The organism is Planomonospora corallina, from assembly GCF_042650625.1.
In the GTDB taxonomy this organism is placed as follows: Bacteria; Actinomycetota; Actinomycetes; order Streptosporangiales; family Streptosporangiaceae; genus Planomonospora_B; species Planomonospora_B corallina.
The window spans coordinates 335431-348474 of the sequence record NZ_JBHSBM010000011.1 but is presented as its reverse complement, the minus strand read 5'-3'; the positions used below and the strand labels follow the sequence as shown (position 1 = coordinate 348474).

Annotated in this window: 9 protein-coding genes; 3 read left to right on the top strand and 6 right to left on the bottom strand. The window is 73.5% G+C overall.

What is annotated here, in order from left to right; all coding sequences use genetic code 11:
• Positions 1-98: 98 nt before the first annotated feature.
• From ACFOWE_RS06485 to ACFOWE_RS06465, 5 genes are all read right to left on the bottom strand, one after another.
• Positions 99-914 (bottom strand): carbohydrate ABC transporter permease, encoded by an 816-nt coding sequence (locus ACFOWE_RS06485; protein WP_377286068.1) that lies wholly within the window; start codon positions 912-914, stop codon positions 99-101.
• Positions 915-978: 64 nt separating this feature from the next.
• Positions 979-1938, bottom strand: a complete 960-nt coding sequence (locus ACFOWE_RS06480; protein ID WP_377286066.1) for a carbohydrate ABC transporter permease — start codon at positions 1936-1938, stop codon at positions 979-981.
• Positions 1939-2013: 75 nt separating this feature from the next.
• Positions 2014-3330 carry an ABC transporter substrate-binding protein gene (locus ACFOWE_RS06475; protein WP_377286064.1) on the bottom strand — a complete coding sequence of 439 codons (1317 nt, stop codon included), beginning with the start codon at positions 3328-3330 and terminating at the stop codon, positions 2014-2016.
• A gap of 94 nt (positions 3331-3424) precedes the next feature.
• Positions 3425-5677, bottom strand: coding sequence for a TIM-barrel domain-containing protein (locus ACFOWE_RS06470; protein WP_377286062.1), 2253 nt, complete (start codon positions 5675-5677; stop codon positions 3425-3427).
• A gap of 15 nt (positions 5678-5692) precedes the next feature.
• Positions 5693-8080 carry a glycosyl hydrolase family 95 catalytic domain-containing protein gene (locus ACFOWE_RS06465; RefSeq protein WP_377286060.1) on the bottom strand — a complete coding sequence of 796 codons (2388 nt, stop codon included), beginning with the start codon at positions 8078-8080 and terminating at the stop codon, positions 5693-5695.
• A 40-nt stretch (positions 8081-8120) separates the two neighbouring features.
• Between ACFOWE_RS06465 and ACFOWE_RS06460 the strand changes: the two genes are divergently transcribed.
• Together ACFOWE_RS06460 and ACFOWE_RS06455 are read left to right on the top strand one after the other, a co-directional pair.
• Positions 8121-9977, top strand: a complete 1857-nt coding sequence (locus ACFOWE_RS06460; RefSeq protein ID WP_377286059.1) for a beta-galactosidase — start codon at positions 8121-8123, stop codon at positions 9975-9977.
• 91 nt (positions 9978-10068) lie between these two features.
• Entirely contained in the window at positions 10069-11313 is a 1245-nt protein-coding gene (locus tag ACFOWE_RS06455; RefSeq protein ID WP_377286057.1) for a pentapeptide repeat-containing protein, read from the top strand.
• A 56-nt stretch (positions 11314-11369) separates the two neighbouring features.
• Here ACFOWE_RS06455 and ACFOWE_RS06450 read toward each other — a convergent pair whose 3' ends face one another.
• The gene (locus ACFOWE_RS06450; protein ID WP_377286056.1) at positions 11370-12080 is read right to left on the bottom strand and encodes a TetR/AcrR family transcriptional regulator; all 711 of its coding nucleotides are present in this window, start codon (positions 12078-12080) and stop codon (positions 11370-11372) included.
• 165 nt (positions 12081-12245) lie between these two features.
• On the opposite strand from ACFOWE_RS06450, the gene ACFOWE_RS06445 reads away from it, so the two are divergent.
• A complete protein-coding gene (locus tag ACFOWE_RS06445; protein WP_377286054.1) occupies positions 12246-12977 on the top strand; it encodes an NAD(P)-dependent oxidoreductase in 732 nt (243 codons plus the stop codon).
• The last annotated feature ends 67 nt before the right edge of the window (positions 12978-13044 follow it).

Sequence of the window (13044 nt, the reverse complement as noted above, 5' to 3'; positions counted from 1 at the left end):
TCCAGGTCAGGTGGTCGAGCGCTGGTTCTCGCGGGGTGGCGGGACCGTCCACCCCCCGAGCGGCGGACGGTGACCTCCGAAGGCGGCTGCGGCGGCCCCTACTTGATCGCGCCCACGGTCACGCCGCGGGTCAGGGTCCGCTGGAAGATGAGGAAGAAGACGACGGCCGGGAGGATGCCGAGCAGCGCCGAGGCGCTCGACATGGTGGCGTCCATCATCTTGTCGCCCTGGAGCACGCCCAGCGCGACGGGGACGGTCTGGTTCTCGTTGGAGATCAGGAAGACCAGGGGGAGGAAGAACTCGTTCCAGGTCCAGATGAAGAAGAAGATCAGCAGCACGGAGAGGGTGGGCCGGCTGACCGGGACCACGACCCGCCAGAGCGCCCGCCACCTCCCCGCCCCGTCGAGCGCGGCGGCCTCCAGGATCTCGCGCGGGAACCGGCCGAGCACCGAGGAGAGCAGGTAGGTGCCGAACGCGCTCTGGATCACCGTGAAGATGATGATCATTCCGAGCCGGGTGTCGTAGAGCCCGGCCTGCTTGGACAGGTAGTACAGCGGGTAGACCAGCGACTCCTGCGGCAGCGTGTTGGCCGCCAGGAACAGCACCAGGATCCAGGTCCGGCCGCGCACGCGGCCGATGCCGAGGGCGTAGGCGTTCAGCACCGAGAGCACGACCGCGAGCACCGCCACCGAACCGCTGATCAGCAGGCTGTTCCAGAGCTTCCCGCCGAAGTCGACCCGGGTCCAGAACTCGGCGATCCCTTCCAGGGAGATCCCCTCGGGCAGGCTCAGCGGGCCGTTGGCCGAGTAGTCCTCCGCCGGGCGCACCGCGTTGAGCGTGACGATGCCGAACGGCACCAGCATCACGACGGCCAGCACGGCCAGCGAGACCAGGACCGAGTACTTCCGGATCATCGAACGCTCCTCGGGCGCGGGCGGAGGCGGCGGGTCACGGCCCGGCGCGGGTGCGGGCGGCGGGTCACGGCTCCCGCTCCTCGTCGTCCTGGATCCGCAGGAAGAACACCGTGATCACGATGATCACGAGGGTGAGCACGGTGGCGATCGCCGCGCCGTACCCGGCGTTGGCCTTCTCGAAGAAGTTCTGGTAGCTGAAGTACGACGGCACGAGCGTGGCCCCGCCGGGGCCGCCCCGGGTCAGCACGAAGATCGGGCCGAAGACCTTGAGCGCGGCGATCGTGCAGGTCAGCAGGACGACGTAGATCTCCGGGCGGATCTGCGGGATCGTGATGTGCCGCAGCCGCCGCCACCACGAGGCCCCGTCCATCTCCGCGGCCTCGTACAGCGCCGGGTCCACCCGCTGCAGGCCCGCCATGAAGATGACGACCGGATAGCCGATCTGGAACCAGACCATGATCATCATGACGCTCGGCAGCGCCCAGTCCGGGTCGCCGAGCCAGCTGCGCGGCTCGGCGCCGAACAGCCCCAGGAACTCGTTGAGCACGCCGTACCGGGGGTGCATGATCCAGCCCCAGACGATGCCGGCGACCGCGACGGGCAGCACCTGCGGCAGGTAGTAGGCGGCCCGCAGCACGCTCGCCGTACGGGGGCCGAACTTCTTGCCCACGTGGTCGAAGAGGGTCGCCGCCAGGACCAGGCCGATGAGCGTGGGCACGATCGCCATCGCCACGATCAGCGCCACGTTGTTCCGGAACGACGCCCAGAACCGCTCGTCGGCCACCAGCCGCGCGTAGTTGTCGAGCCCGAGCCACCTCGGGTCGCCGATCCCCGACCACCGGGTGAAGGAGATGCCGATGTTCATCAGGAACGGCACCGCGATCACGGCGGTGAACAGCACCGCGCTGGGCAGCAGGAACACCCAGTATCCGCCGCGCCGCCCGCGGGGCCGTCCCGGTGCCCGCGCCGTCCTCCCGGGCTTCCCCGGCTTCCCCGGCCGGGCGGCCGGAGCCTGCACTGCCATCTCGTCTCCCTCCGGCTCCCTCTGGCCCCGCCGGCTCCCGCCGGCCCCGTCGTCCCGCCCGGCCCGGTTCCGGCGTCAGCCGCCGATGTCGGCGAGATTCTCCTCGTACGGCCCGGCGAGCTCGTCGAGCACCGCGGAGGGCTCCTTGCTGCCGTTGACGAGGTTCTGCACCCCGGACACCAGCACGTCGTAGTAGCCCGGCGCGGGCCAGTCCGGGTAGAACGCCAGGCCGTCGGCGGCCGAGAGCCCGTTGAAGTTCTCGATCAGTTCCTTGCTCTTCGGGTCGGTGATCGCGGCGGGGTCGGCCGCCACCGGGATGCCGCCGGAGTTGCCGAGCAGGTTCTGGATCTCCTTCTTCATCGTGATGTCGATGAAGTCGTAGGCGAGGTCCTTGTTCTTCGCGTTCTCCGGGACCACCCAGATGTTCCCGCTGGATCCGGCGTGCAGGGCGTTGCCGGGCCACAGGAACGTGCCCCACTCGAAGTCCTTGATGTCGGTGGCGAACCGGCCGAACCACCAGGAGCCGGTGACCACCATCGGGTAGTCGCCGGAGATGAAGGAGGTGCCCATGTCCTCGGCCTTGATGGCGGCGGAGTCCTCGGCGATGTAGCCCTTCTTCACCCAGTCGGCCATCGTCCGGGCCGCGTGGGTGAACTCCGGCCCGTGGAAGTCGACCTTGCCCTTGTAGAGCTGGAAGGCGTCGACCCACGGCCGCTGCGCCTTGCTCAGGGCGAGCTGGTAGAAGATCTGCTGCGCCGGGTACTCGGCGCCGCCGACCGCCAGCGGGGTCACCCCTGCCTTGACGAAGGCGTCCATGGCCGCGGTGAACTGCTCGAACGTGGCCGGCACCTCGACCTTGTGCTTCTCGAACAGGTCCTTGTTGTAGTAGACCATCACGTACTCGGCGTAGTTCGGCACGCCGAACCACCTGCCGGAGCCCATGACGCCCCGGTCGTCGTACTTGGCGGTGGTCTGCAGCGAGGGGCTGAGCAGCTTGTCCCAGCCCCGCTTCGCCACCTCCTCGGACAGGTCGGTCAGCAGGCCCTGCTTGGAGAGCAGGCCGGCGGTGGCGTTGCCCTTGTTGTACTCCATCACGTCGGGGGCCTCGTCCGAGTTGAGGATCATGCCCGCCGACTGGCGGATCTGCTCGAACGCCTTCTCCTCGAACTGGACCTTCACCCCGGGGTGCGTGGCCTCGAACTGCTTGATCGCCTCGGTCCAGGCCTTGCCCATCGCGCCGTCCGCGCTCTCGTAGTGCCAGAGCTTCAGCGTCCGGGGGCCGGAGGAGGCGGCGGACCCGCCGGGCTCCTCCGCGTCGCTCCCGCAGGCCGCCAGCACGGCCAGCATGGCCGCCGCGGCCAGCGCCGCCGCACCGGTTCTCACCTTGAACATGTTCTCTCCTAGAGGTGGTGACGTGCGGGCGGCCCCGGCCCGCCCGGTGGCCGGGCCGCGCGGGCGGCCCCGGCCCGCCCGGCGCCCGGGCTGCTCAGGCGGTCCCGGCCCGGTCGACGCCCGTGATCCGGGCCGGGCCGTCCACCCGGATCCCGGCGGCGTCCACGGTCACCGTGGTGTCGCCGTCCACATCGCTGATCACGGCGGTCCCCGTCTCCGTGCCGTAGCCGACCAGCGTGATCTCCCCGAACGGCCCGTCGCCGACGGTCTGGCCGGGGTCGGCCAGGACGGGGATGAGCGCGCCGTGCCGTACGAAGAGAGGGATGCGCTCGAGCGGCGCGGAGACCGTGACGTGGCGCCCGCCGGTGAGCGTCTCGCCCGTCCAGTGGTCCACCCACTCCCCCGCCGGGAGGTAGACCTTCCGGACGCCGCCGGGCGAGGTCATGGGGGCCACGAGTAGGTCGCGGCCGAGCAGGTATTCCAGGTCGGCCTGCCAGGCGACCGGGTCGTCCGGGTGGTCGACGCACAGCGCCCGCATCATCGGCGCCCCGGTCCGCGCGGCCTCGACCGCGGCGGTGTAGATGTACGGCATGAGCCGGTAGCGCAGCCCCAGCGCCGCCACGGCCTCCGCCTCGACCTCGGGGAACTCCCACGGCTCCCGGCTGGTGGTGCCGTGCAGGCGCAGCAGCGGGGACAGGGCGCCGAACTGGGTCCAGCGCACGTACAGGTCGTCGGTGGGGCGGCCGGTGAAGCCTCCGGCGTCGTGGCTCCAGAACGGGATGCCGGACAGGCCGTGGGCCAGCCCGCCGCGCAGGGTGCTGCCCATCGCGGGGTAGCTGGTGTAGGTGTCGCCGCTCCACTGGGCGGCGTGCCGCTGCCCGCCGAGGAACGACGAGCGCGCCCAGACCATGCCGTGCCCGGTGACCTCGCGCGTCACCTCGGAGACCAGGTCGTTGAAGAGCAGCGTGTAGACGTTGTGCAGCTCGGTGCCGGTCATGCCGTTGGCGGCGACCGCGTCGTGCGGCACGCCCTCGGCGAAGTCGGTCTTGAAGACCTGCACGCCCTGCTCCAGCAGCGGGCGGAGCAGCCCGCGGAACCACTCGGCCGCCTCGGGGTCGGTGAAGTCGACGATGCCGCACTCCGGGTAGGAGCCGTGCCAGGAGTCGGCGACGTAGACCTCGCCGTCGGCCTTCTTCAGGAAGTAGCCCGCGGCGGCGGCCTCGGCGAAGGCCGGGCTCAGGTGCGAGACGTACGGGTTCATCCAGAGGCAGACCTTGAAGCCCATCTCCTTCAGGTCCGCGAGCATGCCGGCCGGGTCGGGGAAGTTCGTCTCGTCCCAGCGCAGGTCGGACCAGTGGCCGTCGGTCTGCCAGTAGGTGTCCAGGTGGAGCACGTCGCAGGGGATGCCGCGCTCGCGGATGGTCCGGGCCCGGTTCATCACCCGCTCCTGGGTGTCGACGAAGAAGCCTGAGGAGATCCAGGTGCCGAAGGCCCACTTCGGCGGGAGCTGCGGGCGGCAGGTCAGCCGGTCGAGGCGGTCGAGGATCTGCGGCGGGGTCGGCCCGGCGAGCACGTAGTAGTCGATCAGGTCGTCGGGGACGACGATCTGCACGCAGCTGTGCGTGGACTGGCAGACGTCGAACTCCACCGGCATGCCGCTGTCGACCAGCACGCCGTAGCCCCGGCTGGACAGGTAGAACGGCACGTTCTTGTAGGCGCGCTGCGACTCGGCGCCGAAGGCGTCGAAGTTCCACATCACCGGCCGCTGGCCGCGCTTGTCCAGCGGGGTGAACGACTCGCCGAAGCCGGTGAACGCCTCGTCGGCGGGGGCGGCGAAGCTCTCGTGGTAGCCGGCCACCCCGCCGTCGGCGGTGGACCGGCCGAACGGGAGGGTGCGGAGCCGGCCGCTGATGTCGACGTGGCCGCGGTCCTGCTCCAGCAGGGTCGCCCCGGTGGCGTCGGTGAAGCGCAGGTGCCAGGGGGACAGGGTGATCTCGGCGCGGAGCGGGCCCGCGTCGACCGTCACCGTGCCGTCGCCGGTCTCCACCCGCGCTCCGGCGAAGGCGCCCGGCGTGACCATGGTGATCGCGCGGGCCGAGCGGGTGCGCGCGTCGGCGTCCTCGCCGAGCCGCACCCGGATCACCCCCTCGCCCGCCACGCCCACGCAGGCCACCAGGGTCTCCTCGGCGGAGGTCGTCGCCTTGAGGATCACTCCGGCCTCGTCGACCGCCACCAGCTCCGCCGAGGCCAGCGCCGAGAGCCCGTCCTCGCCGCGCGAGCGGACGGGCAGCTCCGGCGGGTCCGCGACGAAGTACTCATGCGCGATCAGGGGAGGACGGTAGGGCATGGGGTCTCCAGCGCTTCAGGCTTCCAGTTGCTGAATTAGTTTTGCGTCCAAACCAACAAACGTCAATGGCAGCGCCTCCCCGGGGAGCACCCGGGCGCTCTGCGCACCGCAGGTGACCAGGAGCGGCGCCCAGGCCCGCACCACCGCCTCCACCCGCCCCGGCCGCCAGGACAGGCGCTCGACCGTCCCGCCGCGCACGACCAGCCCGCCCACCTCGCCGGACTCCCACTCCGCCGGGAGGGCGGGCAGCAGGTCCACCCGGCCGTAGCCGGTCCCGGGCAGCGAGGAGCGGGCCAGCATCGCGGCCACCAGCGCGGGGAGCCCGCCGCAGACGTCCACGTTGAAGATCGCGTCCCGGTTGTGGGTGGAGACCAGGTTCTCCTCGCGCCAGTAGCGGGTGGCCAGCAGCGTCAGCGCCTCGTACGCCTCACCGGCCATGCCCAGCGCGGCCGCCGCCAGCCCCAGCTGGACCAGGCCGAAGGCCATCTCGTCGCTGTCCGCCCCGCGCCACCAGGCCAGCCGCCGCCGGACCGCCAGCGCCGCGGCCGCCGCCAGCCGGGGGTCGTCGAAGGCCGGGTCCCGCTCGTACCAGAGCGGGTACAGGTGCGAGGCGTGCCGGTGCGCGTGGTTGTCCGCCGGCCCCTCCGCCGGCCCGTCCCCGGCCGACGTCCCGGCCGCTGCGCCGCCGCTCCCTCCAGCGTTCCTCCCGCCGTTCCCTCCGCCCGCCGTACCGCCTCCGGGCCTCAGGGGGCCGATCCACTCGGCCAGCTCCCCGGTCGGCGCGATCCGGTACGGCGGGAGCCGCTCCAGCAGCCGCCACCACCGGTCCGCCTCGAACCCCAGCCGCTCGCAGGCCCGGATCAGGTTGCGGAGCAGGTCCCGGGCGACCGCGACGTCCATGGTCGCGTTGACGCCCGCCTGCGAGTCGCCGCCGGCGGGCGTGTTCTCCGGCGAGTAGGACGGCACGAAGCCGCCGTCGGTCAGGAAGTCCTCGTAGAACAGGGCCGCCTCGGCCATGAACGGCCAGGCCCGCTCGCGCAGGAAGGCCAGGTCGCCGGTGTGCGCGTAGTGGTCGTGGTAGAGCCGGGCCAGCCAGCCCGCCCCGGCCGTCCAGAAGGTCAGGCACCAGACGGGACCGAAGTGGTTGTGCAGGCCGTGCGTGGAGGCGTGCGCCGGGGCGAGGATCCCCCGGCAGCCGTAGAGCCGGGCCGCGTTCAGCCGGAAGTCCTCCAGCATGCTCTCGGCCAGGTCGAAGACGGGCAGCACCAGCTCCGGCGTGCCGGTGGGCGCGAAGCCCGCCACCGCCGAGGCGAGGTTCCCGTCCAGGGTGAAGCCGCTGCGCCACGGCGGGTCGTAGGTGCCGCTCCAGACGCCCTGCAGGGTCGGCGGCAGCTCCCCGGCGCTGGAGACCGCCGCGTACCGCCCGGCGGCGACCAGCCGCTCCACCCGCGCGTCGTCCGGGAGCCGCAGGCTCGAGCGGCCCATCAGCTCCCCGTGCGCGGCCGCGTGCTCGGCCAGCAACCGCTCGAAGTCGGCCGGGACCTCGCTCGGCGGCCACCCGGAGCCGGCCGGAGCCTCGCTCGGCGGCCGCCCGGAGCCGGCCGGGACCTCGCTCGGCGGCCGCCCGGGGGAGCCGGGCGACCCGCTCAGGCGCTCCCCCGGGCCGGCCGGGGCATCCGGGTACGGCCCCCGCCCGGCCTCCACCCCGTGCACCACCGTCCGGACCAGCAGGAGCACGTCCTCGCCGACCGCCAGGCCGCCGGAGACCTCCCGCGCCGGGCCGATCACCCGGCACTCGACCGTGTAGCCGGTGACGGCGCCGGGCCGGCACTCGGGCAGGTCCGCGCTCAGGACCAGGAAGCCCGGGGCGGTGGCCGAGGCGAAGCGGATCGGGACCGGCGGCTCGCCGGCCGGCGGCAGGAGCCGGAGCAGCCCGCCGGCCCCCCGGTGGCGGACGACCACCACGTCGGCGGGACGGGAGGCGAAGACCTCCTGCCGGAGCACGCCGTGCTCCCGCGTCACCAGGCCGGTGGCGAAGTCGCAGCGGCCGCGGGTCTCCCCCGGCACCCGGGTGGACAGCACCAGGTCCGCCGCGGGGACCAGGGGGTCGATCCAGCGGGTGCCGGCGTAGCCGGGGTGCTCGGCGGCCGCCAGCCCGACCACCCGTGCGGCGGCCTCGCGCCCCCGCCCGGCCAGCAGCAGCTCGCGCAGCTCCGGCAGGACGGGGGCGGTGTGCGGGGGCGGCAGGGGCTCGGTGACGGGCAGGAACAGGCGCTCGTGGGAGAGCGTGACCCGCAGCTCTCCCGGCCCGCCGTACACCAGGGCGCCCTGGCGGCCGTTGCCGGTGATGAGGGCGCGCTCCCAGTCCTCGGTCGCGCCGGTTGAGACGACTCCGTGATCCATGGATAATTAGTTTAGATTCCATCCGAACAAAGGATCCAGAGTGGACTGGACCGAGCGCCTCGGCGGCCTGTGCTACGGCGGGGACTACAACCCCGAGCAGTGGCCCGAGGAGGTCTGGGAAGAGGACGTCGCGCTGATGCGGCAGGCCGGGGTCACCCTGGTCAGCCTCGGCGTCTTCTCCTGGGCGCGGCTGGAGCCCGCCGAGGGCGTCTACGACTTCGGCTGGCTGGACCGGGTCATGGACCTGCTCCACGCGGGCGGCGTCAAGGTGAACCTGGCCACCCCCACCGCCTCCCCGCCGCCGTGGTTCTCCCTGGCCCACCCCGACGCGCTGACCGTCACCGCCGGCGGCGCCCGGCTGACCCACGGCAGCCGGGACACCTACTGCGTGGCCGCCCCCGCCTACCGCGCGGCCTCGGTCCGCATCGCCCGCGCGCTCGCCGGGCGCTACGCCGGCCACCCGGCGCTGGCCATGTGGCACGTGCACAACGAGTACGGCACCTGGTGCCACTGCGACCACGTCGCCGCCGCCTTCCGGGCGTGGCTGCGCGATCGGTACGGCACGCTGGAGGCGCTCAACGACGCCTGGACGGGCGCCTTCTGGAGCCAGCTCTACTCGGCCTGGGAGCAGGTCATGCCGCCCCGCGCCACCCAGTACCTGCCCAACCCCTCCCAGACCCTCGACTTCCGCCGGTTCCTCTCCGACGAGATGCTCGCCCACTTCCGCGAGCAGAAGGCGGTGCTGCGCGAGCTGACCCCGGACGTCCCGGTCACCACGAACTTCGTCTTCGGCGACTGGGTCCCGGTGAACCAGTGGGACTGGGCGAAGGAGGTGGACCTGGTCGCCATCGACCACTACCCGTCCCAGGACCCGCCCCAGGAGACCGCCTTCGCCGCCGACCTGGCCCGCGGCTGGGCGGGCGGGCGGCCCTGGCTGCTGATGGAGCAGGCCGTGGTGACCTACACCGGGCCCCGGATGGCCGCCAAGGAACCCGGGGAGATCACCCGGCTGAGCCTGTCGCACGTCGCCCGCGGCTCGCACGGGGCGATGTTCTTCCAGTGGCGCGCCTCGCGCGGCGGGGCCGAGCTCTGGCACGGCGGGATGGTCCCGCACGCCGGCCCGGACTCGCGGATCTTCCGCGAGATCCGCGACCTCGGCGCGCTGCTGCCCGCCCTGGCCGACGCCTGCCGCGAGCCGGTCGAGGCGGCCGCCGCGATCGTCTGGGACCCCGAGTCGGGCTGGGCCCTCGGCTCCCCCGGCCTCCCCTCCACCGAGGTGCCCTACCTGGAGGCCGTACGGCAGGCGCACCGGGTGCTCTACCGGCACGGCGTCACCGCGGACTTCGTCCACCCCACCGGCGACCTGTCGGCCTACGAGCTGGTGCTCGTCCCGAGCCTCTACCTGACCTGCGACGAGGCGGCGGACAACCTGCGCCGGCACGTGGAGCGCGGCGGCCGCCTGGTGGTCTCCTTCCTCAGCGGGATCGCCGACGAGCACGCCCGCGTCCGGACCGGCGGCTACCCCGGCGCGCTGCGCGACCTGCTCGGCGTCCGCGTCGAGGAGTTCCGCCCGATCGGCGGGCCGGTCACCCTCGACACCGGGGACAGCGCGACCCTGTGGACCGAGCGCGTCCACCTGGCCGGGGCCGAGGCGCTGGCCCGCTACCCGGACGGCACCCCGGCGGTCACCCGCCGCGGCACCGCCGTCTACGTCTCCACCCGGCTGGCCGACGACGCCTACGCCCGCCTGCTCGGCCTCGGCCCCGAGGCCCCCGTCGAGTCCGTACGGCGCGGCGAATGGGTCTTCTCCATCAACCACGGCAGCCTGGAGCAGAAGATCCCCGGTAACCTGCTGCTGCCCCCGGGAGGGTACGCGGTGGCCAGGGTGCCGCGCTGAGGGGAACGCGGCGGCCGGGTCAAGCGGCCGTCCAGCGGCCTGCAATCGGCGCACGGCACGCTCGGGGTCGCACCAGAACTGGAGGCTCCCCGTGCGTCGTCCCCTGCCGGCTCCCGCCGCCGTCCTCGTCACCACCCTCGTCACCGCGTGCGTCGCGCTGCCGGGCGCGGCCGCCTCCCCCGCCCACGCCTCGCCCGCCCACGCCTCGGCCGGGCCCTGCCGTCCCGGCGAGGGCCCGAACCTGCGCGGCAGGGACTTCACCAAGGGGGCGTCCCTCCCCGACAGCCTGCGCTGCGCCGACCTGACCGGAGCCAAGCTCGACGGCCTCGACCTGGTGCAGGAGGACCTGACCGGGGCGGTCCTGCGCGACGCCTCGCTGAAGGAGGCCAACCTCACCCAGGCCGTCCTGAAGTACGCCGACCTGCGCGGCGCGAACCTGAGGGAGGCCGACCTCGGGCAGGCCCACCTCGACCACGCCGACCTGCGGGGGGCGGTCCTCGTCGACGCCGAGGCGGGGCAGGCCGAGTTCCCGCACGCGGACCTGAGCGGGGCCAAGCTGAACCGGGCCGTGCTGACCCAGGTGGAGTTCACCGACGCCAAGCTGGTCGGGGCCGACCTGTCGGAGAGCACCCCCGGCCAGCTCAAGGCCCGCAAGGCCGACTTCACCCGGGCCAAGCTCCGCGAGGCCGCCTTCACCCAGGCCAACCTCCGCAACGCCGTCTTCGCCGGGGCCGACCTGACCGAGGCCGAGTTCACCATGGCCGAGCTGGGCGGAGCGGACTTCACCGGGGCGACGGTCGAGGGCGCCTCCTTCACCATGGCCGACGACGCGGACCTGACGGGCGCCCGGGGCGCTCCCACCGGGGTCGCGGGCCTGCCGACGTCCCTGCCCACCTCGTTGCCCACCTCGCTGCCGGAGGCGTTCCTGCCGGGGAGCGGCGGCGACGAGGAGCCGGCGGCCCCGGCCGGCGGAGGGATCTCCACCGGGCTCGTCCTGGTCGTGGTCAGCGCGGTGGGCCTGGCGGTCACCGTGGTGGCCTGGGGCGTCAGCGCCCAGCGGCGGAGCAGGCGGGCGGCCCGGTTAGCCTTCATGCTCCGGGGCGCCGAGGAGGACGTCACCCGGCTCGGCGAGGAGATCGACCGGCTCGACTACGAGTTCCAGATCAGCGGGCGCGCCGGGAGCGGCGACCACGACTGGCGGCGCGCCCTCGACGCCTACGAGGCGGCCAAGAACACCCTGGCGGCGGCTGGCCGGGAGCAGGACCTGCACGCCGTGGCGCGGGCCGTGCAGGACGGCAGGAGCGCCCTGGACCGGCTCCGCGGCCGCGTCCGCTGACCGAGGCGGTTCCGCGGCCGCGCCCGCCGGCCGGTCCGGCTCCGCGGTCGCGTCCGTCAACCGAGCGGTTCCGCGGCGGCGCCGGCCGGCCCGTCCGGCGCGTGCAGGATCCTCTCCAGGCCGTCGAGGACCAGGTCGAGCCCGAACTCGAACTCGTCCGCGTAGGCGTAACCCGGCTGGAGGGCGTGCTCCGCCATCATCTCCGCGAGGTGGGGGTAGACGCCCTCGGGCATCCGCCGCGCGATCGACTCCGCCACGTCCCCGAGCTCCTCGGGCGTGCGGAACGGCAGGTTGGACTCCTGCAGGACGAACCCGTAGACGTAGCTGTCGATGGCGGAGAACGCGTGGGCGGCCATCCCGATCGGGAATCCCGCCGCCCGGAGGCTCCCGATCACGGCGTCGTGGTGGCGCAGCGTCGCGGGACCGGGGTTCCGCCGGGACTCCATCAGCCCGAGCGCCCACGGGTGACGCGCGAGCACCCGCCGGGCCGAGGCCGCGCGCCGGCGCATGGCGGTCTTCCAGTCGGCCTCGCCGGAGGGCAGCTCGATCTCACCGAAGACGAGGTCGACGACCCCGTCCAGGATCTCGTCCTTGTTCGCCACGTGGTAGTACAGCGACATCGCCTCGACCCCGAGGTGCTCGGCCACCTTGCGCATGGTGACCGCGGCGACGCCCCGCTCGTCCGCCACGTGCGCGGCGGCCTCCAGGACCCGCTCCCTGCTCAGGGACGCCCGGGGCGCCCGCCGCCCGCCGGGGCGCGATGCCATTGCCGCCTCCCGATCCCCCCGGTGCCTCGGAAGTCTCCGGCGCTCCGGGACTTGACGCCTTACGGCCGTAAGAATAGCGTCGAACCGTACCTTACGACTGTAAGAATCCACGGGTTCCGGCCCGCCTCCCCTCCACGGCGGCCCCGCGACCGGCAGGGAGAGAGCATGGGCGCACGTGAGGGAACGGACGGCACGGCCGGTCGGGGCGGGCTGAGGATCTGCGTCGTCGGGGCATCCGGCAAGCTCGGCCGGTACATGGTCCGGCACGCCCTGGAGCGGGGCTACGAGGTGGTGGGCGTCTGCCGCGAGCGGAGCGTCGGGAAACTCGAGGAGTTCGCCGGGCGCATCACCGTCGTACCGGGGGCGACCGACGACCGCGAGGTCATCGCGCGCGCGGTCGCCGGATGCGACGGGGTGCTCACGGTGCTGGTCCCCTGGGGCGTGCGGGGATACTCGAGCGGGACGGCCCAGGCCGTGCTGGACCACGCCCCCGCCGGAGCGCGGCTGGTCTTCTCCTGCGGCTGGCACATCACCCGCGACGGCGAGGACCGCTACACGCTCAGGCTCCGGGCGTTCGTCAGGGCGTTCGGCCTGCTCGCCCGGCTGGCCCGGATCGCGGACGTCGACGACCAGGTGGAGGCGTGCCGCCGGATCTTCGCCAGCGGCACCCGCTGGACCGTCGTGCGGGGCAGCGACCTGGAGGAGGGCGAGAGCCAGGGACTGCCGGTGTGGAGCCGCCACGTCGGCGACCCCGTACTGGCGAGCAACCTCACCCGGCGGGTGGACTTCGCGCTGTTCATGGTGGAGGCGCTCACCGACGACGCCCTGGTCCACGAGGCCCCGGCGATCGTCGGCCGCGGAACGGCCTCGGCACGCGCGCACGCCCGCCCGGCCTGACCCTCCTGACCGGCCCCGCGTCCCGCCCCGGACGGACGGGCACGGCTCCGGGCAGCTGGGCGGACGG